General features: G+C 61.4%; 15 protein-coding genes. 12 read left to right on the plus strand and 3 right to left on the minus strand.

Going from position 1 to position 25,322, the window contains the following annotated elements:
- Positions 1-283 precede the first annotated feature (283 nt).
- From J7520_RS02120 to J7520_RS02135, 4 genes are all read left to right on the plus strand, one after another.
- Positions 284-829: an ECF-type sigma factor gene (locus J7520_RS02120; RefSeq protein WP_291183290.1), complete on the plus strand. Its 546-nt coding sequence runs from the start codon at positions 284-286 to the stop codon at positions 827-829.
- Positions 826-3,678 (plus strand): serine/threonine-protein kinase, encoded by a 2,853-nt coding sequence (locus J7520_RS02125; protein WP_291183292.1) that lies wholly within the window; start codon positions 826-828, stop codon positions 3,676-3,678. The genes J7520_RS02120 and J7520_RS02125 overlap by 4 nt, the downstream gene beginning before the upstream one ends.
- 155 nt (positions 3,679-3,833) lie before the next feature.
- A complete protein-coding gene (locus tag J7520_RS02130; protein ID WP_291183294.1) occupies positions 3,834-5,204 on the plus strand; it encodes a hypothetical protein in 1,371 nt (456 codons plus the stop codon).
- Between the two features lie 138 nt (positions 5,205-5,342).
- Positions 5,343-5,597, plus strand: a complete 255-nt coding sequence (locus tag J7520_RS02135) for an ECF-type sigma factor (RefSeq protein ID WP_291183296.1) — start codon at positions 5,343-5,345, stop codon at positions 5,595-5,597.
- On the opposite strand, the gene J7520_RS02140 is transcribed toward J7520_RS02135, so the two are convergent.
- Positions 5,588-6,967, minus strand: a complete 1,380-nt coding sequence (locus J7520_RS02140) for a serine hydrolase domain-containing protein (RefSeq protein ID WP_291183298.1) — start codon at positions 6,965-6,967, stop codon at positions 5,588-5,590. The two genes, J7520_RS02135 and J7520_RS02140, sit on opposite strands and share 10 nt — an antisense overlap.
- 451 nt (positions 6,968-7,418) lie before the next feature.
- Between J7520_RS02140 and J7520_RS02145 the strand changes: the two genes are divergently transcribed.
- Positions 7,419-7,985 carry an ECF-type sigma factor gene (locus tag J7520_RS02145; RefSeq protein ID WP_291183300.1) on the plus strand — a complete coding sequence of 189 codons (567 nt, stop codon included), beginning with the start codon at positions 7,419-7,421 and terminating at the stop codon, positions 7,983-7,985.
- Positions 7,986-8,199: 214 nt separating this feature from the next.
- Positions 8,200-9,711 (plus strand): HEPN domain-containing protein, encoded by a 1,512-nt coding sequence (locus J7520_RS02150; protein WP_291183302.1) that lies wholly within the window; start codon positions 8,200-8,202, stop codon positions 9,709-9,711.
- A 298-nt stretch (positions 9,712-10,009) separates the two neighbouring features.
- On the opposite strand, the gene J7520_RS02155 is transcribed toward J7520_RS02150, so the two are convergent.
- Both J7520_RS02155 and J7520_RS02160 read right to left on the minus strand, forming a co-directional pair.
- Complete coding sequence (locus tag J7520_RS02155; RefSeq protein ID WP_291183303.1) at positions 10,010-10,435, minus strand: hypothetical protein; 426 nt, start codon at positions 10,433-10,435, stop codon at positions 10,010-10,012.
- Between the two features lie 259 nt (positions 10,436-10,694).
- Positions 10,695-12,611 carry an AAA family ATPase gene (locus J7520_RS02160; RefSeq protein ID WP_291183305.1) on the minus strand — a complete coding sequence of 639 codons (1,917 nt, stop codon included), beginning with the start codon at positions 12,609-12,611 and terminating at the stop codon, positions 10,695-10,697.
- Between the two features lie 831 nt (positions 12,612-13,442).
- Here J7520_RS02160 and J7520_RS02165 point away from each other — a divergent pair.
- The 6 genes from J7520_RS02165 (at position 13,443) to J7520_RS02190 (ending at position 25,134) form a co-directional block, all read left to right on the plus strand.
- A complete protein-coding gene (locus tag J7520_RS02165; RefSeq protein ID WP_291184869.1) occupies positions 13,443-16,031 on the plus strand; it encodes a serine/threonine-protein kinase in 2,589 nt (862 codons plus the stop codon).
- Between the two features lie 167 nt (positions 16,032-16,198).
- Positions 16,199-17,812 (plus strand): hypothetical protein, encoded by a 1,614-nt coding sequence (locus J7520_RS02170; protein WP_291183307.1) that lies wholly within the window; start codon positions 16,199-16,201, stop codon positions 17,810-17,812.
- 233 nt (positions 17,813-18,045) lie between these two features.
- Entirely contained in the window at positions 18,046-19,485 is a 1,440-nt protein-coding gene (locus tag J7520_RS02175; protein WP_291183309.1) for a DsbC family protein, read from the plus strand.
- A gap of 157 nt (positions 19,486-19,642) precedes the next feature.
- A complete protein-coding gene (locus tag J7520_RS02180) occupies positions 19,643-20,212 on the plus strand; it encodes an ECF-type sigma factor (protein ID WP_291183311.1) in 570 nt (189 codons plus the stop codon).
- On the plus strand, positions 20,212-23,004 hold the full coding sequence (locus J7520_RS02185) for a serine/threonine-protein kinase (RefSeq protein ID WP_291183313.1): 2,793 nt from the start codon (positions 20,212-20,214) through the stop codon (positions 23,002-23,004). The genes J7520_RS02180 and J7520_RS02185 overlap by 1 nt, the downstream gene beginning before the upstream one ends.
- 276 nt (positions 23,005-23,280) lie before the next feature.
- Entirely contained in the window at positions 23,281-25,134 is a 1,854-nt protein-coding gene (locus tag J7520_RS02190; RefSeq protein WP_291183315.1) for a hypothetical protein, read from the plus strand.
- Positions 25,135-25,322: the final 188 nt, after the last annotated feature.

The raw sequence follows: 25,322 nt of genomic DNA on the forward strand, positions 1-25,322 counted from the left end.
GAAACGCCGCACGATCACCAAGGGTAGGCTTTCGGCAATGGCTTCGACGAGGCCACCATCGGCGATATGGGGAACGGAGCGCACGGTCGACTCCTGCTAATTAGGCGCCCAATGCCCGGTTCTGGTCAGGGAGCCCCCCAAAGGTCCGCAGAGCATACTCGCGCGTATCGCAACGCACTGCGTACCATGGGCCCACTGGGGAGATCGTCACATCGGGGTACGCGCCGTGCAGACCTTGCACTCGTCTTCCGTCAATCCGTCGCCGGCCCGCGACGATGGGGACGTGACGCGGTTGATCCATCTCTGGCAGTCCGGCGACGCCGGCGCGCTCGATCGGCTGCTGCCGCTGGTCTACGCCGACCTGCGCGCGATGGCCGCGCGACGTCTGTCCGAGGAGCGCAATGGCCCCGGCACTTTGCAGCCGACCGCGCTGGTGCACGACGTCTTCTTGCGCCTGGTCGGCGCCGAGAAGCTCGACGTCGAAAGCGGCGCGCACCTGTTCCACATCGCCGGACGCATGATGCGGCGCATCCTGATCGACCGCTCGCGCCAGGCTGATGCCGAAAAGCGCGGCGGCGAATGGCAGCGCGTCGACCTGGCCGAAGCGCTGAAGCTGCCGACCCCGGAGAACACGAACCTCGGCCTGCTCGACACGGCGATCGGCGGCCTGGAGAAGATCGACCCGCGCCTCGCGCGCATCGTCGAGCTGCGCTATTTCGTCGGCCTCAGCGTGCCGCAGGTCGCCGCCGTGCTCGAGGTCGACGAGCGCACCGTCTACCGCGACTGGGCGCTGGCGCGCATCTGGCTGCGCCGCGAGATGGAGCGGTGAACGACGACGCCACCCTGTGCCGTCGCCGGCAGGAACGCGAGGCGTTCCATGCCTTGCTCGATCTCGACACCGCAACGCGCGCTGCACACCTGGCCGAAATCGCCGCGCACGATCCCGCGCTCGCAGTCGAACTGCGAAGCCTGCTCGACGAAGCCGACGCGGATGCGAGCGATCTTCTGGACGAGACCGCCGGCACCGCGATCGGCAGCGTCATCGCGGATCGCTTCCGCCTGCTGCGCCTCCTCGGCATCGGCGGCATGAGCGAGGTGTACCTGGCCGAGCGCACCGACGAGGTCGCGCAGAAGGTCGCGCTCAAGCTCGTGCGCGGCGACCTACCGCTGCCGCTTGCCCGCGCGCGGCGCGAGCGGCAGATCCTGGCGCGCTTGAATCACCCGAACATCGCCGGCCTGATAGACGCCGGCATCGCCGACAACGGCCGCCCCTGGTTCGCGATGGAGTACGTCGAAGGCGAACGCATCACCGACGCCTGCGACCATCGTGCGCTCGACCTGCCGCGCCGCGCGCACCTGTTCGGCAAGGTCTGCCGCGCGGTGCAGTTCGCGCACAAGAACCTCGTGCTGCATCGCGACCTGAAGCCGTCGAACATCTTGCTCGACGCCGAAGGTGTGCCAAAGCTGCTCGACTTCGGCATCGCCAAGCTGCTCGACGTGACCGGCCCGCGCGAGACGCAGACGCTCGCGCTGACACCGGCCTACGCCGCGCCGGAGCAACTCCGCGGCGAGGCCGCGACCACCGCCAGCGACATCTACCAACTCGGTTTGGTGCTGTACGAACTGCTCGCCGGCATTCCGGCGAGCAAGGCGCGCGAAGCTGCGCCGTCCACGCCGGGCACCCTCGCGCCGCCACGCCTCGACCATGCCTTCGCCGCGCTCACGGCGCGCGAGCCCGACCTCGCTGTGCGCATTGCTCGTGAGCGATCCGTCAGTGTCGAGAAGCTTCGGCGGCAGTTGCGCGGCGATCTCGGCCGCATCGTCAGCAAGGCGACCGCAGACGCGTCGCACGAACGCTACGACACGGCGCAAGCGCTCGCCGACGACCTCGATCGCTGGGCAAAAGGCTTGCCGGTGTCTGCGCATCGTGGATCGTTCGCGTATCGCGCGCGCAAATTGGTTCGTCGGCATGCACTCGCCGCCACGGCGATCGCGTTGCTCGCGGTCGGGTTAGTGGCGACCAGTTTCATCGCGGTCGAGCGCGCGAAGACGGAGCGGCAGCAGCGCGAACGGGCGGAGCAGCAGCGGCAGGCAGCCGAGCAGCAGCAGAAGCGGGCGGAAACCTTGCTCGGGTTCATGCGCGATGTGTTTCACCAAGCCGAGCCGACCAACACGAACGGCGCGACTCTCGATGCCGGCGAGTTGTTGCAGCGTGCACGTGCGCGGTTGGATCAGCGCGGTGATATCGACGACGCGACGCGCGCGGCCTTGATGATGGAGGTCGCCGACGTCTTCGATACTCTCGGTCTGAGAGCGGATGCGCTGGCGGCGGCAGTGAAGGCCGAAGAGGCGTTGAAGCCGCTGCGCGATACGCAAACGCAGGAGTACCTGCGCAGCGCGGAGGTACTGGCGTCCTCCCTGAGGGAGGACGGTCGTCATGAAGAGGTAGTCGAGTTCGTCGGGCAAGTACTGCCGTTCGCAAAGGCGCATCCCGGAGATTCCAGGCAATGGGAGGCCATACTGCGTACGCATCGCGGCGACGCGCTGCGAGATCTTGGTCGACTAGGTGACGCCGAAAGCGATCTCCGGGAAGCCGTAAGGTTGCTCGACGAATCGGATGCGTATGACAGCCACGACAAAATCTTCGCACTCAACGAGCTGGCCATCACGACGCCTCTCCTCGGGCGTTTGTCGGAAGCACGGAAGCTCTTCTTGAGAGTTCGCTCTCTGCAAGGAGCCGATCCCAGCACCGACAAGCTCAATGTACTGGTCGTCGAATCCAATATTGCGCGGGTGCATCTGGCGGAGGGCCATCCGCGCGAGGCCATCGCAATAGCAGAGCCGCTGGTCGCGCAATTCGAGCAACTGGTCGGCAAGAGTCACGATCGCAGTATCGCCGCACGCTCGACTTTGGCTCGCGCATACATTGCGAATGGCGATTACGATTCCGCCGATGCGGAAGCTTGGCGCATTGCCGCGCTGATGGAAGATGGCCGCGCGGCCCCACGACCAAGATCAGATCTGCTAGTCCTGCAGGCGACCTTGGATCTTTTCCGGCTTCATCCGGAAAAGGTGATTCCTGCGTTGACCGGCGAGCTTGATGCGATCGCGCGGTTTGGCAAGCCCATAAATTTTCAGAGCATTTCGATCGAAACCATGCTCGGAGAAGCGTTGTTGCAAGAACGTCGGCTCGACGAGGCACGGAAGCAACTCGAACGTACAAGAGCCGACGCGCAGAAGGTATTCGGGGACTACCCGTCCTTGCGAAGCGCGACGATCGAAGACAGCTTGGGGCGATGCTACGTGATGCAGGGAGACTACGTGCGCGCAGCGGAGCATCTCGGGAAAGCTGCGGCGCTGTTCCGCGTCAATCAAGGCGAGGAGGGACCTTCGGTCCTGCGCAGCGAAATCCATCGTTCGTGGGCGCGAGTCTTGGCCACGCACGACCCCTCGCAACTGGACGACCTGCGCAACAAGCGCATTGTGCTCGTCCGGGCGATCGGTGGTGCCGACAAGCCGCAGGTCTGGCAGCTCGATTTGTTGATCGACCGACTAGCCGGGCAACTGCATCAGCCAGGAATCGACGCTGCCGTCCGTCAACGCGCAGAAGCAGGGCTGACGGGACTGACCGGCAGCCGCGCGCCGAGCTACGTCGGACTCAACGACTTCTACTACTAGACCTGCCCAGTCTCTCCCTCGCTTCGGCAACGCGGCAACGTTCATGTCAGGGTTTTTCCTCCAGCTGCGCAGTAGCAGGGGAGCGAGGTAGCACCGCCAGAAAGGCAAGTGTCCCGCTCGAACTTTCCTGAACGAGTCACGAGGGGTTGCCAGCGATGTCCGCATTTGAATGTTTCGACCAAAAAAAACTAGCCGAATGGTTGCGATCGGCGTATGCCGTCCTCCGTCGAGGGGCTCACTCGTTGGCATGGGTTGCCATGCTATTCGTCAGCTTTACGGTCCCCTTGGCGGAGGCGGCAATCCCCACCACTGAACGGCAAGCGCTGGTCGATCTCTACAATGCCACTTCTGGACCAAGCTGGACTAACAACACGCTTTGGCTTGGCGAGGTCGGCTCGGAGTGCTCATGGTTCGGCATTACTTGTAATGATGATGCGTCTCACGTCAAAGCAATTCGCTTAGTCAACAATAGGCTCAATGGTCACCTAGCCGATATATCCGCGTTCACATCCGTAGAATCTATAACAATAACCTACAATCCACAGCTCGGCGGAACTCTTCCGGATTTATCCGCACTTGGATCTATCAAGCAACTCTTTCTTGGAGCGAACGGATTCATAGGGTCCATACCAGATCTATCTGCTCTTACTTCTGTTGAGTGGATTGTTCTTAGTGGAAATAGCCTCACGGGGAATTTTCCTGATCTATCCGCTTTGACTTCATTAGACCGATTCGAAGCTCAGCTCAATTACATATCTGGGCCAGTTCCTACGGTCGCTCAACTGCCATCTTCATTGAAGTTTTTGTATTTGGCTGGCAATCGGCTGACAGGTGGGCCTGGTGGGCTTGACGACCCAGAGTATGACTACTCCACGCTACCACAGCTGATTGACTATGATCTATCGACCAATTGGATTGAGGGGTCGTTGCCGCCGGGTGCTTATCTCAAACACATGAGATATTTCTCGGCGGCGGGGAATTACTTCACTGGTTCCATACCAGACCCCTTTGCGGGCAATGAGACTGTATGGTACGACGTCGCATTGAATCAACTGGATGGTGTAATTCCTGAGTTTGGCAATAAATACCCAAATCTACTGCTATTCAATGCATCTCACAATGAGCTTACGGGAAGAATCCCGTCGCTAGCTGACCTTCTAGAACTTCAGTTCTTGGCTCTTGGGCACAATCGGCTTACAGGTTCATTACCAGATCATTCAAATAACCGTAAACTAGAAACATTGTGGCTTGAATCAAACCAGCTGACGGGGTCGCTTCCTTCGTTCGCTGACCTTACCTCTCTGTATTACCTCCAGTTAGGAGGCAACCAATTTTCCGGTGATCCACCGGACATTCCGGACAGTTTGATCGGCTTCGGTACCAGTTACACTTCGATCTGCCCGAACAACTTGAATCATGTACCAAATCCGCGCTGGGATGCAGCTACGGGAGTTTCACCGTGGTACGCCAGATGCGTAGAATCCGATTTCATTTTTCGAGACGGGTTCGAGATGGAGGTCAATTGAATCGATCTGCGCTTGGTTTGTTTCCGGGGAAAATCGAGTTGCGTCGTAAGCTTGCGATGCAAACGGATCTTCCCACGCCGCGGGTTCCACCACGGTGCGATACACTGAAACCATCGCCCTCAAAGTCGATGGAATTCAGTGCCAGCGAAGAGCGATGAGGCTACAAGCCTGATCCAGGCCTGGCAGGCAGGCGATGTCGACGCGCTGAGTCGCCTGCTGCCTTTGGTCTATGCCGACCTCCGTGCGATGGCCGCCTACCGCCTCGCAGGCGAAGAGAACGGCCCCGGCACCTCGCAGCCGACCGCGCTGGTGCACGACGTCTTCCTCCGTATGGCAGGCGCAGAGCGCCTGGACATCACCCGCGGCGCGCTTCTCTGCCGCGCCTACCCGTAGGAAATCGAAGCGATCTTCGCCGCTTCGTCGAGGCCGACGGAGAACTTGAGCTGGCTGCCCGGTCCGAACTCGATCAGATAGTCGTGCCAGTGAAGATTGCCTTCCGAGCGCGCGCCCTTGTAGATGAAGCGCGTCGGTGATCCGAATGGGGAAAACCGGTCGGCGAGACGTTCCGCCAGCCCGCTTTTCATCTTCGCGGCCAGCTTGCTCCCCAGCGTGGAGTACTGGCCGTGGCCACGCTGCAGCTCTTCGAAGAGCGCCCTGGCCTGCGTGGTGATCTCCGGACTTTCGCCATCCGCGGCCTCGCGCGCGGCGGCGGCGATCTCGGGGAAGAGATCGTCGAAGACGGCGTTGGTGATCATTTCCCCCGGCTCGGGATCGGCGCTGACATTGGTGAAGGCGATGATGCGCAGATTCTGCTTGGGGAAGAATTCGTCCGCCGTCGTGAAGCCGAACGACCCGCCGGTATGGCCGATGCGCTTCTGGTCTCGAACGGAGTCGACGAACAGCCCGAGCCCGTAGTCGCTCGTCCCCTCGGAAACCGTCGCCGGCGTGGTCATTTCCGCGTAGCTTTTCTTGCCGACGATCTTCCCTCGCGCCAGCGCCGTGCTCCAGCTCGCCAGATCGTCCACCGTCGAAACCAGATTTCCGGCCAACCAGCCGAAGCTGTCGTGGATCGTCGGCGCGCGTTGAAGGGTGCCCTGCTTGACCCGATAGCCGACCGCCATGTCGACGAGCCGCGATTCGTCGGCGACGGTGAAGGTTCGCTTCATCCCGGCGCGGTCGAGCAGGTGCGTGCGGACGTAGTCGCGGTAGCTCCGACGCGAAACCACCTCGACGACGCGGCCCAGAAGGATGTAGCCGGTGTTGTTGTAGGCCATCTTGCTGCCGGGCGCGAACACTAGCGGCTTCCCCGCGATGCGCGCCATCAGCTGCGCAAACGTGGTCGGCTGGGTCGCTTCCTGTTCGATATCCGGTCCGTCGAGGTATTCCGGCAGCCCGCTCGTGTGCGAAAGCAGCTGCCGCAACGTCACCTCACCGGCGTGCGGCGCATCGGGCAGGTAGTTCGACAGCTTGTCGTCGAGAGCGAGCTTGCCGGCGTCGCGCAGTTGCAGGATTGCGGCCGCGGTGAACTGCTTGGTGATCGAGCCGATTTCATAGAGCGAGCCGACGTCGGCAGTGAGCCGGCGCTCGTCGTCACGAAATCCATAGGCTTTACAGAACACGACCCGACCGTTCCGGACGACGGCGATTACCGCGCTGGGCGCCTTGGTGCGATGAAGTATCGACGCGACGTCTGCGTCTATTCGGCGGATCTGATCCGGGTCGAGCGAGTCGGCGAGAGCGGAAGCCGACACGAGGCCGAGCAAAGACGTTGCGAGTACGAAAGAGCGAAGCACAGCGACCTCTCGGGCGAATGATGACGATCCCAGGCAGCAAGTAGCGTACCAAGCGCGATTCGCCCGATGCCGCATGGATTCTTACGCACGAGCCCCGTCGCGAAGTGTCCGCGGACGCGGCGCGGGCGCCTGCGGTTCACGGAAGCAACGGAGTCAGCATCACAGATGCTCTCCCCGATGGCGAACTCCATGCAAAGCACGGCGCCTCGACGGCATTGCGTTTGGCCGTCTATCCATCCTTTCCTCAAGAACGGCGATTGGAGTCAGCACCGATCGATCCCGCGCTGGAAGCTCTCGCGCTGCGCGGTGCGATCGAGTCAGTCGACAGCGGCCGAACGTCGTCGAGTCGATTTCCACCCGAGCCGAGGCACGGGCCGATCGCATACACTGGATGGATCGTTCTCGGGGTCGGCACCGTTCAGTGAGCGCAAGCAACGACGAGGTCACGCGACTGATCCAATCGTGGCAGTCCGGCGATCCGGAAGCGCTGGAAAGATTGCTGCCGCTCGTCTACGCCGACCTGCGCGCGATGGCCGCCTATCGCCTCGCCGGCGAGGAGAACGGCCCGGGCACCTTGCAGCCGACCGCGTTGGTACACGACGTCTTCCTGCGCATGGCGGGCGCGGAGCGCCTGGACATCGCCAGCAGTGCGCATCTCTTCCACGTCGCCGGCCGCATCATGCGAAACATCCTCGTCGACCGCGCGCGTCAAGCGGGTGCGGGCAAGCGCGGCGGCGAATGGCAACGCGTCGACCTGATCGAGGCGATGGGGCTGCCGATTCCGGAGAACACGCGCCTCGGCCTGCTCGACTCGGCCATCGAAGGGTTGGAGAAGATCGACCCGCGCCTCGCACGCATTGTAGAACTACGCTACTTCGTGGGTTTGAGCGTGCCGCAGGTTGCTGCTGTGCTTGAAGTTGATGAGCGTACGGTTTACCGCGATTGGGCGCTGGCTAAGTCGTGGTTACAGCGGGAGCTGGAGGCCTGATCGGGAACGACACTGCAGTTGGGCCGGAATGCCCTTGTCCTGAAGGACTTCATGACCGGGTTCTTCGCAATCTGGTGGATGGCTGCTCTCCACCCGAAGCGGACATAACGTACCTGGGTGATCAGTCGCTGCACCGCGCGCAGCAATTCACGGATAGTCTTTGGCACGGGACGACACCGCGATCAATTGCCGCAGAGGCCCTACCGACATGCACATGAGTTTCTCCACGGAGTTGGCGGGATTCACGAGCTCGTTCCGTCGAGCGCCGCCCGCGCTCGCGAACCACGTGCTGATGAAAGAGTTCAAGAGCACGGGCCACTTTTGGCTACCGGGAGCGGACGCCAAGGTAGTTTGGGGGAAACTGCGGTATGAACCCGGCGGCGCCACGAGTTTGATGTTGGACGGCAATCTCTCGCCGGACGATCCCTACTCGAATCACATCGATGTTCCGGAGATACATGGTCGCCTGTTCAATGGCGCGCCATGCGTCCTTCGAGGTGTCTGGGGTGGTGTCGAGACCTTCTTCGGTGAGGAGGAAAGATTCCGGACCAGGTTGTACGCGCGGCAATTCCTCTTTGGCCTCGATCCCCAGGCGCCCGATCGCTTTCGTGGGATCGCGATCACGTTCTCCCATCTCAATGACTGGTTCGAGCAACCGGTTCAACTCGAATACCAAAAGGAGGAACCCCATGATTGCCATGTCCACTTTTGTCCCGCGAAGCAGGAGGCATGGAGCACCTTTCGAGATCAACCGTTCAAGTTAAACATCTTCTGCGTTCGCACGATGCCTTACGGTCCCGATTCAGGGAGGCTCGAGTTCGCCCATCAATACCGGTTGGACATCGTCCCCGAGGAGCCGCAGACACTAGAATGGCATCTCGCACTCGCCTCCCTCGTTCGCGACCTCTTCATCTTCCTGGTTGGAACCGGCGTCTATACGTTGGAGCTTCAAGCATTCGCGGGCGAAGAGTTCTTTAAGCGAGGCGTGCATATTTTTCCACATGTCGCCGTTCCGATTCTGGTGCGCCTCGATCCACACTACTTCTACTCGACTCACGCCAAAATTGGCGCTCAATTTGAAGCGCTTCTTTGCGCGTGGCTGGAGAACGCGGACAAGCTGTCCGTCATCAGAAATACGATCTCCGACCTACTAACCATTGACGGCACTTCGCCCCAGGCGGTCTTCACGCGCGTCGCGCAAACGCTCGAACACTTCCACGGACTGGTCTTTCCGGGAGAACACGGCTATGTCCCGCGTTCCACGTGGCGAGGTTTCGTGAAATGGCTCGGTCAGAACTTTCCCAATTGCTGGGAAGGGGCGAACAAGGAACAAACGGATTCGCTATCGGCGGCTAGTGCACCCCTGATCAGCCGAATCGGTGGTATCAATTCGCTGTCGTTTCGCAGTCGCATCGAGTCACTGTTCGAGGCGGTGCCAGCCAACAAACTCATGCCGATGATAGACAATCCGCGGGACTCTTCGTCATTTCTCGCCGAGTTCCTCCCTCGTCTCGAGGCGACTCGGAACTATCTCACGCACTTTAGCCCAAAGCTGCAATCCAGCGCGTTCATCGGCGCGGAGCTCGAGGCGGCAACCCTCCGGTGCTGGTCCGTTCTGGTGTTCACGATCGCGCGTTTTCTTGGGTTGCCGAATGAGTTGGCTGGAGATTTAGGTATCGCCGCTAGAAAGACGCTCTTCCTGGTTCGCACTGATGCGCAGCTCTAGATCCTGCTCACCGTCACCCAGATGCCCAGAGGTGGCGTCAGGCGATTGACCGGACTGTCGGCGCTGAGTCCGCTCTTAGCCGCCCCTCGATCTTCCTAGGTTGAGGAGCATGCCTCTTGGACTCATACATCCGTCTGCTCGGCGATCTCAAGGGCGTCGTCGACCTCGATGCCCAGGTAGCGCACTGTGATATGCCCAAGCAACAGTTGGGCTGCCGTTAGGTTCCGTGTTCGGCGGTAGATCAGCGAGCCCTTGGTCCTGTGCATCGTGTGGGTGTCTTGTAGGAGCACGACTCGTTCTACTCATCGGTAGACAACCCTTGCATATTGTCTGGTCGACAGATGTGGCGACTCCGATACACGGCCGGTGAATAGGAAGCCTGATGCTTCGAGCCCGGCATAGAGGATCCAGGAATGCACAGCCTCGCGAGTGGCGGGGTGACTTCGAACTGGACTGGCCGGCCGGTCTTCTGTTGCATCACCATAACGCGTGAAGCCATTTGCTCGCCATGAGAAACATCGGCTGCCCGGAGCTTCATCGAGTCGCAGGCGCGGAGCTTGGAGTCGATCGCCAGATTGAACAGGGCGAAGTCTAGGAACTTGTGGCCGAGTTGAAGCGAAATACGGATGGCCCAGATGTCTTTGAGCTGGAGTGGGATCTTCTGGCCAATCAGCTTGCCCTTGTTCCAAGGTTCGTAAGGCTGAGATCTGTGAAGATTTGGCATGACCAATTCTTGATGAAAGGGGCAGTTAGGTTTCTCCTACGCCCAGAACCAAGACGTGATGCAACCCAGAGCGGATATTCAGCGTGCCGATCTCTTGAGCCTGAGGTCAATCAATATAATGTTGGACGCGAGCCATAGGCAGATTCACGAGTAGTGCACCCCGCAGTTACCTGGAGATGCTCCAGCCCTCTTTCGACGACATCAGGCCCTCCTAGCGGTTTGGCGGTGATGCTCGATGAACGACTCGGGTTTTACTCTGTCAAAATGGAATTGCTTCGCAAATTGTTTGCAACTCAACCTTGCCATACCCAGGCAGCGCGTCCCACCAATCGGGCTCCGATACCAATTCAATTAACTTCTCAAGGTCCTTGCCCGCATGCCCAGCCGGCAGGTATCTCTCAAGCGCTCCCAATGAAAGAATAAAAACTCGCTCAGCTCGCTTCGCTTTCAAGAATTCCTCAAGCTGCGCTCGCTCTTCTGGTTGCAGGTCGACGCGCAGTCGGCTCTGACGAGCTTTTATGTACTCCCAAAGTTCTGCCAATGCAGTGACGTCAACAGCCATGAGCGCCTTATCCATCTCCGTGATGAGACGGGCCGCATCGACGCTCGTCGGGTCGTCCACAACCTTTTCCTTAAGGGCCTTTGCGGACGGTTTGAACAGCGCCTTCAGTGACGAATCTCCTACCTCCCGAACGTAATCCAAATCGGCAATCACTACGTGTGGAACCTTAAATGCGTTGAGGAGATTGGCGTACTGCTTGAATAGGTTCTTCCCGCCTACGCTGATGACTTCGAATACTCGGCCAGAATTCTGATGCTTCCCAAAGTGACGGAAGAGGGCCTCGAAAAATATGCGGTCCGATATGCCTTCAACAAGAACGACCAAGTCCGAGAAAAACACCCGCTCGTTGTTCTGGCTGTTCACGATGTTGAACAGGTGTTTGGCGCCAGGCAGTTGCTCAGAACCATTCAAGGTAACGATTCGGCTGCGCTGCTGTTCGGAGTAAACTCGTGACACGTACTTGATAGTCGCCGGCGATGCAAATGCAGGGGAGTGTGTCGCCATCAGGAATTGGTTCCCAGTGTCTTTGGCGAGGCGCTCGAAGAGTTCCAAGAGAATCTTCTGCCAACGCGGGTGCAGATGAAGCTCCGGCTCATCGATGACTATGAGGGCATCCTTGACGTTTAGCGCGTAGATGGCGAACAAGTACGTCATTAGCTCGCGCTCTCCCGACGATGCAGCCGAAAGCCGGAATCTAGAGCCTTGTTTGTCAAGGATCATCTCGTACCGGTTCGTCTTTATGTCCGTGCATTCAAAGTCCCAGCCATAACCCAATGCGTCGAGGGTATCCGTGAGCTTTGCAGTGCCTGGGTCCGCTTTGAATTTCTGCTTGGTCTGCCCATCTGCCTTCTCAAGCAGAGTGCGATAGCGTTCAGCCATCCGGCCTACTGCGAGCGTTGTTATGGCGCTTGACGACCGTGAAGAGGCTGCATCAACAGTCCTCTTGTAGTTCTGCTCATTGAAGTTTGCCAAGACCACGCTGGCAGACATGTCGCCAGATGACCGTGTAACGGGGAGGAAAATCATCGGAGTTGATAAAGGCAGTTCAGAGAATTCCTCTCGAACACGGTTGTGCACCTCATAGTTCTGCAGGTAGCTCATGAAAGCTAGCTCCGCAGGCGTTAGGTCCCCTTGCATCAGCTGACCATTAACGATGGAATACGTGTAGGTCTTTCCAGCTACAACCTCATCAATCTGCCAGTGCGCAGCGTCAGCGATGGCAATGTTCACATACTTACGACGAGCCAACTCCTGCAGCGTACTGGCATCTTTCTTCGCAAGCGCCATGCTCTCGACGTCGGTAGGAGTGACTTCGATAGTGAGTTCGATTCGCTGCTCTTCGGCCGCAGCGCCGCTATGCTTCTCAAGTAGGTTGGCAGAAAAGCCATCGTTATGCGCCCATTCGAATCGCTCCTGTTGCCCTTCAACGGGTGAGTGGCGAGGAATCCAGGACTTGAGAAGGTGAATTCGAAGCGCCAACACAGCAGTGTCGAGAAGGTTTGTTTTACCGCCTCCATTGGGCCCGATAATGATTGAAATCTCCTCAGCGAGTTCGAAGATTTGCTCTTCAAGGAAGCTACGGACGTTCTTCAGCTTTATTTTTCGAAGTTTCATGATCTCAGGGAGCTAGAGATATAGTAAAAATAATGGTTTCGCTGCTAGAAAATCTCTGAAATCTGATGGAGCGCTTTGCTCAATTCGCAACGTCAATGTTGTTGGGCGCGTCAGAGCACCACTCTACTCTATGGATAGATGTTCTCGCTTCCATGCATTGCAAGGGCGCTTCCATAGCCTCTCGCTCCGCCAACGGAAGCCTGCTGTTCGATCTTTGGTCTCGGCTCAGCTTGAATGTTGATTTTCCGCTTCTGGCCGGAGCAGGAGGTTGATAGTTGGATCAACCCTAGCGCTCTACTTGCCAGGCCGGACCGGTTCGGCTGATCAGTCCGGCACTAGTAATCGCGAAGCCGAAACACCCAGGCAACCATCCGCGCGGGATTCCGGGAACCAGCGCCAGTTTCGCAAGCGCATATGGCCATAGGCCACTCCGAGCTGATCGGTAGACGGTAGCATTCGCTCACCCGGCACGGGGAGGCGCCGCATGAACGTACTGCCGATGCTCGTCCATGCCGTCGCGTCCGGCAGCAGCGATGGGCCGATGGCCGAATCGTATCGACGTCGCGGGTCGGCGTCGTGATCGACGAACGCACCCTCGCGCGCTGGCGTCGCGAACGCGAGGCCTACTACCGCCTGCTCGAGCTGCCTCCGGACGAACGCGCCGCCGCATTCGCCGAGATCGCGCGCGACGATCCCGAACTCGCGACCGCGCTGCGACGGCCGCTGGCAGAAGCCGAAGCCGGCAGCGAAGAAAGCCATTCCGGTGCGGGCGGCGAGGTGGAACGCATCATCGGCCGCTTCCGCCTGCTGTGCCGTCTCGGCACCGGCGGCATGGGTGAGGTGCATCTGGCAGAGCGTGTCGACGACGTCGCGCAGAAGGTCGCGCTCAAGCTCGTGCGCAGCGACCTGCCGGTGCCGACCGAACGCGCGCGGCGCGAGCGGCAGATCCTGGCGCGGCTGAACCATCCGAACATCGCCGGTCTGATCGACGCCGGCGTCACCGACTCCGGTCAGCCGTGGTTCGCGATGGCCTATGTCGACGGCGAGCGCATCACCGCGTGGTGCGATCGTCGCCAGTTGAATCTGCGCGCCCGTGTGCGCCTGTTCGCCAAGGTCTGCCGCGCGGTGCAGTTCGCGCACAAGAACCTCGTGCTGCATCGCGACCTGAAGCCGTCGAACATCCTGGTCAGCGCGGAAGGCGCGCCGATGCTGCTCGACTTCGGCATCGCCAAGCTGCTCGACGCCACCGATCCGCGCGAGACGCAGACGCTCGCGATGACGCCGGCGTACGCCGCTCCGGAGCAATTGCGCGGCGAGACGGCGACCACGGCGGGCGACATCTATCAGCTCGGCCTGGTGCTCTACGAACTGGTCGGCGGCATGGCGGCGAGCAAGGCGCGCGAGTCGATGCCCGTGCGGCACGACGGTACGGGACTGCCGCGCCTCGACCACACCTTCGCCGCGCTCGCTGCGCGCGAACCCGCCGCGGCTGCGCGCATCGCCGGCGAACGCTCCGCCACCGCCGACAAGCTGCGACGCCAACTGCGCGGGGACCTCGGTCGCATCGTCAGCAAGGCTACCGCCGATGCGCCGCACGAGCGCTACGACACCGCACAGGCACTGGCCGACGACCTCGACCGCTGGACGCGCGGCCTGCCGGTGTCCGCGCATCGCGGCTCGTTTGCCTATCGCGCGCGCAAGCTGGTCCGTCGTCATGCCGTGGCCGCTGTCGCGGTGGTCTTGCTCAGCCTCGGCCTCGTCGCGACCAGCCTGGTCGCTGTCCAGCGCGCGCGTACCGAGCGTGTACAGCGGGAGCAGGCAGAGCAGCAGCGGCAACTGGCCGACCAGCAGCGCGGACTGGCCGAACGTCAGCGCCAGCGTTCGGAAACCCTGCTCGGCTTCATGCGCGATGTGTTCCACGAAGCGGAACCGAACAACACCGGCGGCGCGAAATTGGACGCCGGCGAACTGCTGCAGCGTGCGACACGGAAGCTGGATGCGCGTACCGATCTCGATGCGGCCACGCGTGCCGTGCTGCTGACGGAAGTGGCCGACGTGTTCCACCGGCTCGGTCATCGCGAGGCCGCGCTGGCGGCGGCGGAACGTGCCGAGCGCGAGCTGGCTCCGCTTCGCGAGGCGCATCCGGCCGACTACCTGCGCAGCGCGCAGGTGCTGGCGATGACGTTGTACGAAGCGGGGCGCTATCAGGACACCGTCGATCTGGCGCAGCGCGCATTGGCGCTCGAGAGTGCTGGCGATCGGGCCTCTCGCACGGAGCTGGCCATTCATCGCAGCCGCGCGCTGGCGCAACTCGGACAGCGCGATACCGCCGAGCGCGATGTGGCCGCGGTGCTGGCCGACTACGAGGAGACCGGCATCCGCTCCGGTGACGACTACGTCATGACGCTGAACGAACTCGCCCATCTGCACTACAAGCGCGGCGACAGTCACGGCGCGCTGGACCTGCTGCTGCGGCAGGTGGATGCGATGGCGGCGAATCCGAACCGGGATCTCGCCGGGGAGCTGGCCGTGCAACAGAACATCGCGCAGATCACCCTGACGTCGCTCGGTGACGTCGACGCGGCGATCGTGGCATTGCAGCCGTTGATTCCCCGCGTTGAAGCGCTGTTCGGCGCCGATCACAGCGACACGGTCGGCGCGCGGACTCTGCTCGCGCTTGCCTATGTTTATGCGGGCGACCTGCCGCGCGCGGATGAGCAACTGCGTGCGGGGGAAGCGGCGGTGAACGGCGGGGCGGCTTCGAGTGTCGTCACCACCGCGCAATGGCGGCAGGTCGGTGCGCGACTGGCTTTGCAGCGCGACGATCCGGCCAAAGCCTTGCGCCTGCTGCGCATGACGGAGAAGGAACCGGCGGCCCAAGGCCACTGGCAGGATTGGCTGCTCGGTGAAGCGCTGTTGCAGGCTCGTCAGTTCGATGCTGCGCAAACGATGCTCGACCGCGCCTATCAAGGCGTTCGCCGCATCGTCGGCAGCACCCCCGATCCTGCGCTCGGCCGCATCGAGGACAGCCTGGGGCGCTGCGCCCTGATGCGCGGCGATCTAACCGCGGCGCAGGATTGGTTCCAGCGCGCCGTCGAACAATTCCGCGCGACCCAGGGTGCCGACAAACCGACCACGGTGCGCAGCGAGATTCACCGGTTGTGGGCTGCGTTCCTCGTCTCCCGAACGACGGATGATCTGGATCGCTTGCGTGCCGCGCGCGAGCGCCTTGTGAAAGTTCTGGGTGGGGCGGAGAGGTTGCAGGTGTGGCAGCTCGATCTGCTGATCGACGACCTCGCGCGCTCCCTGAGCCAGCCCGGCCTCGACGGCTCGCGTCGAGCGCAGATCCGGACAGCCCTGAACGCATTCATGGGGGTAACCAATGGGCGGCAGATCGTGGGACTGTCGGGCTTCAACTGATCGCCGACGGACGGCGAGCCCCAGGGGGCGCCGGCAGAAGCGGAAACTTTCGTGTCAGGGTTTGCGCTCGGATTTGCGCAATACGCTGGGAATGATGCGCGCTGCTGCGGCTGCGCTACGCATCGTTCGCCGTTTCGCGAACTTCCAGCTTGGGGTAGATCAAGAATATGAAAGCATCGATGAGAGGGAACGACGTCGGCGGATGCCGCGTCGGTAATGCGGCCGTCCGGCTAGTGCTCGCAGCGCTCCTGCTGTCAGTTGCTCTTTTAGGTCGACAAATACACGCGGCGATTCCGGACAGCGAGCGGCAGGTGCTGATCAGCATCTATAACTCCATGGACGGCCCCAACTGGTCCCAAAGCGATGGTTGGATGGGATCTCCGGGCAGCGAGTGCGGCTGGTACGGAGTCCATTGCAATGACGGTCAGACCCATATTTCCGGTATCCAATTGAACGATATAAATATGGGTGGTCAGATCCCCGATCTTTCCGGGCTATCGGAAGTGCAGGTTATCTCATTCATGCAAAATGACTATACCAGCACTGGAAGAATTTCCGGACCTATTCCCAATCTTTCCACAATGGGCTCACTGAAATATTTTCACGTGGCCGGGCACATGCTATCCGGCTCCCTTCCCTCGGCGGAATCAATTCCTGACTCTCTGACTTGGCTGATCGTTGGTAGAAACAGCCTCACAGGCTCAGTGCCTGACTACTCCGCCCGACCCAATTTTTGGCAACTAGAAGCGTACTCGAATCAATTGTCGGGTACTTTGCCAGTTGCAAAAAAAATCTCCAACATGAGAGTAATTTCACTGGAAAACAATCGATTTTCCGGCGCTATTCCTACGCCATTTGCGGGACCAAGTATCATTTCGTATGATGTGCGCGAGAACTCCCTTTCTGGTCAATTACCAGATTTCGACAGCTATCCTGCTTTGCGCGCCTTCCATGCAGCAGACAATCATTTGTCAGGGGTCATTCCGTCACTTTCTCAGCTACCCAGGCTGCAAATACTTAATTTGCGCAACAATGCCCTCTCAGGAAGTATTCCATCCTTGGATGCTAATCCACTATTTAATACTTTTGATGTTTCGATTAATGAGTTGACAGGAAGTTTGCCGTCGTTCGAAAACAACAAGTTTATTCAATACATATGTGCATACAATAATCAATTATCCGGAGAAATGCCTCGTAGTATTTCTCATCTTGAGGGGCTGATTATATTCGACGTACATACGAACAATCTAAGCGGAGCAATATCATCAGTGGTGGGGTTGGCTGGGTTGCGACAATTCGATGTTTCTCATAACTCTCTAACAGGTACGCCGCCAAGATTTAGCGGCAACTGGAGTTTGGAGGCGGTTAGTCTGGAAGGGAATAAGTTATCAGGGCAAATTCCACCATTCGAGGCGGATTTGTTCAGTCTTGGATATTACAATGCAAGCTTTAATGAGCTGAGTGGTTCATTTCCGGATTTCTCTGGTCCTCCGCTGCTAAAAACGGTTTTGATCTCACATAACCAATTCGACGGTCCGATCCCGTCGCTCGCAGCGTTGCCGCTTCATAGTCTGGTGGCCGGCTACAACGCTTTCACGGGCGACCCACCTGATCTGCCGCCGAACTGGGCCGCAGGCTATTCACGGCTTTGTCCAAACAGTTTGAATCCGGTGCCCAGCGCCGACTGGGACGCGGCAACCGGCATCGCACCCTGGTATCGCGATTGTGCGGATGGCTTGATCTTCCGGACGAGCTTCGAGGAATACGAGGATCAGCGATAGGTTTGCGCTGCATCGCAGTTCGTGCACGGCAGCAGGGATGTTGCCGTGCACCCAGCATTCGGAATGACGTAGGACAACCCAGCCGCGTCCCAAGTCCCGTCCCTGCGAAGTATGGGAACCACCCGCCCCAGCCACGGTCGTATCGCTTTCACAGGGGTTCGCCAACCCGGCCCAGGCTCCATCGCCCACGATGGATCTCGCCCCAGCCGCCACCGGGACCAAAGGGGATTCTCATGCGCCTTCCGCTGTCGATTCTCGGCCTCCTCACGGCCGTCACGGCCATCGCCGCCACGCCGCAGGAGGTCGCCACGCAGGCGATCGGTACGCTGATGCCGAAGCTCGAGGTCGGCGCGGTGCAGGAGTCGCCTCTTCCGGGCTTTTACGAGGCGATGGCCGGCGGCCAGTTCTTCTACGTCAGCAAGGACGGCCGCTACCTCCTCGACGGCAACGCCTACGACGTCGCCGGCAAGCGCGACCTGACCGCGAAGTCGCGCGCCAGGGCGAACAAGAGCGCGCTGGACAAGATCGGGCCGGACAAGCGCATCGTATTCGCGCCGCCGGCGCCGGCGCAGACCAGGCACGCCGTGACGGTGTTCACCGACATCGATTGCCCGTTCTGTCGCCGCTTCCATCAGCAGATCGCGGCGTACAACGCGAAGGGCATCGCGGTCGAGTATCTGTTCAACGCGCTCGTCATCCATCCCAGCGCGGACGAGAAGGCCGAGGCGGTGTGGTGCGCGAAGGATCGCCCGGCCGCGTTCACCGCCGCGATGGGCGGGCAGGATCCGGGCAAGGCGACCTGCCCCAATCCGGTGGCCGAGCTGACCCGGCTGGCGCAGTCGCTCGGCATCAACGGCACCCCGACGATCCTTGCCGCGGACGGCTCGCAGATTCCGATCCAGATCGCGCAGTCGCCGGACCAGCTCGCCGCGGAACTCGATCGACGGGTGCAGAACTCCGCGGCGAATGCCCCGCCGCAAGCACAGCCTGTCGACGCGACGCCCGACGTCGCCGCACGCAAGGCGTTGCAGGCGCTGGTCCCACAGGCGTCGATCGACACGGTGGAGGCGGCGCCGATGCCCGGCTACCGCCAGCTTATCGTCGGCAGTCAGATGGTCTACGTCAGCGATGACGGCCTGTACCTGATGCAGGGCTCGCTGCACGACACCCGCAACCGTCGCGACCTGACCGTCGCGCGCGTCGCCGAGCGGAGCAAGACCAGGCTCGACGCGGCGCCGGCCGGCCAGCGCATCGTGTTCCCGGCCGCCGGCGGCAAGGCGAAGTACACGATGACCGTGTTCACCGATCTCGACTGCGGCTACTGCCGCAAGCTGCATTCGCAGATCGCCGAATACAACCAGCGCGGCATCGAGGTCGACTACCTGTTCTTCCCGCGCAGCGGCCTCAACACGCCGTCCTACGACAAGGCCGTTTCGGTCTGGTGCGCGAAGGATCGCAAGGCCGCGTTCACCGCGGCCAAGACCGGCAAGGATCCGGCACCGATGAAATGCGACAACCCGGTCGCCGACCAGTTCAAGCTCGGCACCGACATCGGCGTCGACCGCACGCCGACGATCTTCACCGCCGACGGCACCAAGATCATCGGCTATCTGCCGCCGGATCAGATGGTGGCCAAGTTGCAGTCGCTCGGCGGTGCCGGCGAGGCGCGTTGAAGAAAGGTCCGGAAGTGGGAGTTCACGGGGAGAGCCAATCAGGCGGCACTCCTGCTCGACTTCGCCTGGTACAGCCGGGGAATAGGTCAGTTCCTGCGGGACGATAGCGGCGCTGCCCTATACTGATTCGGTCGCCCGGAAGAGCCGATGTCACGCTGTGGCAGCCGCCGAAAGCAACGATCAAGCAACCCGCCTGATTCAAGCCTGGCAGTCCGGCGACCCGGCTGCGCTCGATCGGTTGCTGCCCTTGGTCTACGCCGACCTGCGCGCCATCGCCGCGCGCAGGCTGGCCGATGGGCCGCGGCAGGACACCCTCCAGCCGACTGCGCTGGTGCACGACGTCTTCCTGCGCCTGGTCGAGGCGAACGGCCTGCGCATCGACAACGGTGCGCACCTCTTCAACGTCGCCGGCGGCATGATGCGGCGCATGCTGATCGACCGCGCGCGTCGTGACGCGGCCGAAAAGCACGGCGGCGACTGGCGTCGCGCCGATTGGGTCGAGGCGATGGACCTGCCGATCCCCGAAGCGACCGACATTGGTGCGCTGGACAGCGCGCTCGACCGGCTGGAGCAGTTGGAACCGCGCCTCGCGCGCGTCGTCGAGCTGCGCTACTTCGTCGGCTTCACGGTGTCGGAGGTCGCGGCAGTGCTCGAGGTGGACAAGCGCACCGTGTATCGCGATTGGGCATTCGTCAAGAACTGGCTGCGCGCCGAGCTGGAACCCTGATGGAGCAATCGGTGCTGGCGCGGGACCGGCACGCGTACTCCCTGTTCCGGGGGCTGCTCGAACTGGCGCCGGCCGAACGCGAGGCGCGGATCGGCGAGTTGGCGCGCGACGACCCCAAGCTGGCCGCGACGATGCGAGCGATGATCGCCGACGCCGAGAGCGAAGGCGACGACGAGGACGACGCGACCGGACGGCTGATCGGTGGGCGCTTCCGCGTGCTGCGCCGGCTCGGCACCGGCGGCATGGGCGAGGTGTACCTGGCCGAGCGCGCGGACGACGTGCAGCAGCAGGTCGCCGTCAAGCTCGTGCGCGGCGCATTGCCGGCAGCGCGCGCACGCCGCGAGCGACAGATCCTGGGACGGTTGAACCATCCGCACATCGCCAGCCTGATCGACGCGGGCGTGATGGCGAACGGGCGGCCGTGGTTCGCAATGGACTACGTCGAAGGCGAGTCGGTCGTCGTCGCCTGCGACCGACTCGCGCTCGGATTGCAGGCCAGGGCACGCCTGCTCGCGCAGGTCGCGCGCGCCGTGCAGTTCGCACACAAGAACCTGATCCTGCATCGCGACCTGAAGCCGTCGAACATCCTGGTCGACACCGAGGGCGCGCCGCGCCTGCTCGACTTCGGCATCGCGAAATTCCTCGACGCGACCGACGTGCAGGAAACGCAGACCTTCGCGATGACACCGGCCTACGCCTCGCCGGAGCAGCTGCGCGGCGAGACCGCGACGACCGCCAGCGACATCCATCAACTCGGCCTGGTGCTGTACGAACTGGCATGCGGCATTCCGGCACACAAGGCGCGGGAGGCCGCCGGTCGCGGCGCGGTGGCGTTGCCGCGGCCGGATCATGCATTGGCGGCTTTGGTATTGCGCGACCGAGCCGAAGCCGAGCGCATCGCGCGACATCGCGGTTTGAGCCTCGACAAGCTGCGCAAGGCATCCAAAGGCGACCTCGCGCGCGTAATTGCCAAGGCCACCGCCGACGAGCCGCACGAACGCTACGACACGGCGCAGGCGCTGGCCGACGACCTCGAACGCTGGGCCGCCGGCCTGCCGGTCGCGGCGCATCGCGGTTCGTTCGCCTATCGCTTGCGCAAGCTGGTGCGGCGTCATGCGATTGCCGTGGCGGCGATCGTCTCGCTCGGTCTCGGCCTCATCGCCGCGACCCTCGTCGCCGTCGACCGCGCGCGCACCGAGCATCGGCAGCGTGAGCAGACCGAGCAGCAGCGGCAGCGTGCGGAGACGTTGCTGGGCTTCCTGCGCGACGTGTTTCGCGAAGCAGACCCGAACTCGACCGATGGGGCGACGTTGGATGCGAGCGAGTTGCTGCGGCGTGCGGGCGCGAAGCTCGGCCAGAACGGCGAGTTGGACGCACCGGTGCAAGGCGTGCTTTCGACCGAAATCGCATCCGTATTCGCGAGCCTGGGGCGGCGGGCGGATGCATTGGCGGCTGCGGAACGAGCCGAGCGCGAACTGCGGCCATTGCAAAGCCAGCATCCCATCGACTACCTGCGCAGTGTCGAAATCCTCTCCAATGCCTTGCGCGAGGCCGGTCGCAGCCAGGAGATCGTCGACCTCGTCGATCGCACACTACCGCTGGCGACGGCGACATTCGATCCCAGCCGTCGCTGGCGGGGCGTGCTGCTGTTCTATCGCGGCGACGCGAAGATGGTGCCCGATGGTCTCGATGCGGCAGAGGCGGATTTGCGTGCGTCGCTGGCGGACTATCGCGAAGCGAGTGTGAGCGAGGGGCAGGACCTCGCGGCGACGCTCAACGGGCTGGCGCATATCGCCTACCTGAAAATGGATGCGCGCCAGTCGCTGGATTGGCTCCGCCAGCAACAAGCCGCCGTCGCTTCGGATCCACATGCCGACAAGCTCGATGCACTGATGTTGCAGAAGAGCATCGCCCAGGTCCATTCGGCTTTGCTGGGCGACGCGAAGACGGCGATCGGAATCTTGGAGCCTTTGGTCGGCCGGTTCGACGCGCTGCTCGGCAAGTCGCACGACCGCAGCATCGACGCGCGATTGGCGCTCGCGATGGCGTATCTGTCCAATGGCGATGGGTCGAAGGCCGACGAGATCATCAAGGCGCTGGACGTTTTCGTCGATGCTCGAACGGACTTCTTGAATCCGATCACGCGCCAATCGCTCTTGCAGGTCCGCGCGAGGTTGGCACTGTTCGAAGGTGACGCGAAGCAAGCGCTGAAACTGTTGCAGGAAGGAATCCGACCCTCCGAACCGAAGGTCCAGTCTCTGCAATGGCTGCTCGGCGAAGCGCTGCTGCAGGATGGTCAGGTCGCGGCAGCCCAGGCACAGCTGCAGCAGACGTTGGCGGAGGTCTCCGCGAAGTATGGCGAAGCGGCTGATCCCTTGCGCGCCAATCTGGCCGACAGCCTTGGCCGATGCCGGCTGTTGCAGGGCGACTATGACGGTGCGGAAACGTACTTCGACGAGGCTGTGGCTCAATACCTCGCCAGCCAGGGAGCGGACGCGCCCGGAACCCTGCGTAGTGAAATACATCGCCTCTGGGCGCGGGCGCTAGTGACAAGAGAGCGCTCGTTGCTGAATGCCTTGCAAGTCAAGCGCGACGATCTTGTTCGCGCGCTCGGCAGCGCTGGCAAACTGCAAGTGCGGCAGGTCGATTTGCTGATCGACCATGCCAATCGTGAGCTGGCAGGCCCCGCTGTGGAAGTCGGTGCCCGCGAGCGGGCCGAGATACAGCTCGACGCATCAGCCGGCGTCACCCGCAATCGACATCACTATTCCGGCCTGACCAGCTTCTACTGAATGACGGCGCACCTGTGTCGCCGGAAACTAAGTCCAAGCTCGTCGAGATGATGTCATCTTTCCTTACCGTTCTACGGAGATATGCCCCGCGCACGGTAGATCAGAGCCTACGGCTTGCACCGGCGCTCATTCATACAATGAAGAGGGGTGCAGTACATGGCGACAATGACGATAGCCGTTGCGCAACGCAGCAACGGCTCCACGCAAACGTGTGGACTTTCCTGGCGCGACCTCGCCGCAAGACTCCGAGCTTGGAATCTCTGCGAATGGTTCGGCTTGACCCTACTGTTCGGCGTGTTGCTGGTGATGCCTGTAAAGGCGGCCATTCCCGACAGCGAGCGGCAGGCGCTATTGCAAATCTACCAAGCCTTGGACGGGCCGAACTGGACCAATCAGGGAGGCTGGAACGGCCCACCGGGGACAGAGTGCTTCTGGGACGGCGTCTACTGCAGTCTCGATCTTAGAGTGCACGAAGACGGCCCCAATGTGCGTTATGTCTCCTTGGTTGGGCAATCTCGCCAATGCACATCAGCCAGCGGAGTTAGCGGAACGTTGCCGGCGCTAACAGAACTGACCCAGCTCTATGGATTGGGTATACAAAACGGCACCCTAACTGTGGCGCCTGCCGCTTCGGAGCTCCCTGCTTCGCTTGAGGAGCTGAGCCTTTGCGCGTGTGGATTGACAGGTCAAATTCCAGACTACTCATCGCTTTCTTCGCTGCAAGTGCTCTATCTCGGCTATAACCGGCTATCGGGTGTCTTTCCGTCTTGGCTCGCCAATGCCCGAAGTTTGAAGGGAATCCTGTTGCAGGGGAACTTTCTGTACGGATCTGTGCCCGACCTGTCGGCACTCACTGAGCTGACGACGTTCGATGTGCGATTCAACGCCTTTTCCGGCCAGATCCCACCGCTTTCCGGACTGACGGCGCTCGTCGAATTCCTTGCTTCCGAAAACTGGTTCAGCGGCTCGCTCCCTGCGTTGCCGGAGAGCCTCAAAGTCCTCGTTTTGGACGGCAATTACCTGGACGACATGTCCAGCATCTCAGGCGCGACCGGCCTAGTGTCAATCACCGCATCCAAAAATTCATTCTTTGGCCCGATGCCAGATATTTCCAATCTTAAAGACCTGCAATATCTATACGTCCCGGAGAATAGCTTTACCGCGTTGCCGCTTGCGTTCGGAGCTGCCGGCACCGCCTCGCCGTACGGTCTTCAGCTACAGGCCGATCACAACAAAATTACCGGCGATGTTTCCGTGGATTCCGACGGCCTCTCCATTCTGGACCTGAGCGACAATGAGCTTCCCGCGAAGCTAGTTAGCATTCGCGCCCCTGCGTTGATGTACTTGTACGCCGAAAACGCAAACCTCTACGGCACACTCCCTGATTTCTCCGGCATGCCAGGCATTCAGCAGATTGTGCTCGACGGCAATCAACTCAATGGTGGCGTCGAAGACCTATCCGAACTTCCGTTGCTATGGAATGTGCAACTTTCGAATAACCGATTCTCTGGATGGCTTCCCGCACTTCCGCCGCAAATCCAGTATTTCGGCGCGCGGGGCAATCTTTTCACCGGGCCAATCGCGGATTTCTCCCCCATCTCCGGCATCGTGAGTTTCGACGTGCGCAACAACTTGCTGACCGGCACAATACCGGACTTGTCCGTGCTCACCGGAGCTAACAATACAGTCGGGCCGTACGTCGGGGTGCTGGTATCCGGCAATCAACTGGAGGGAAGCCTGCCGCAGTCGTTGCCAACGGCGCTGTATGAATTGGACGTGGAATACAACAGGTTGTCGGGGCCTATCCCCAGCATCGACGCACTGCCGAGTCTGAGCGAACTCTGGCTTGCCGGAAACGCATTCACTGGTACTCCGCCAGCCACGCCGGCTTCGCTGCGGCGAGGCTCGCTCTGTCCGAACGACCTCGACCACGTCGACAGCGCGAATTGGGATGCCGTGACCGACGTCAGTCCCTGGTATTCAGCTTGCACCGATACCGTTTTTGCGGATGCGTTTGACAATGCAGCAGCCTCCGTGCCGGCACACAAACGTGGCGGGAGAAGCGAACGACTGCCAGCCTTGATAGCGCCGCCGGTGCGAGCCGAGGGCGGCAGGCCAACCAGCGATTGATACTCCGAGTCGGGATCGCGGAGTGTATTGAGTGTGACCGAAACAACCACCGATCCCACTCCAACGGCAACTTCCTGACCCCGCGCACCCACCCATCGCCGGGTGCGCGGGGTTCAGCAGCGCGTTCCAGGTCGCCGGCAGGATCGCGGAGGTCGCGCCCAGCCCGGGGACAGCGTTGCGTGGCGAGC

The organism is Dokdonella sp. (assembly GCF_017744955.1).
Classification (GTDB): domain Bacteria; phylum Pseudomonadota; class Gammaproteobacteria; order Xanthomonadales; family Rhodanobacteraceae; genus Dokdonella_A.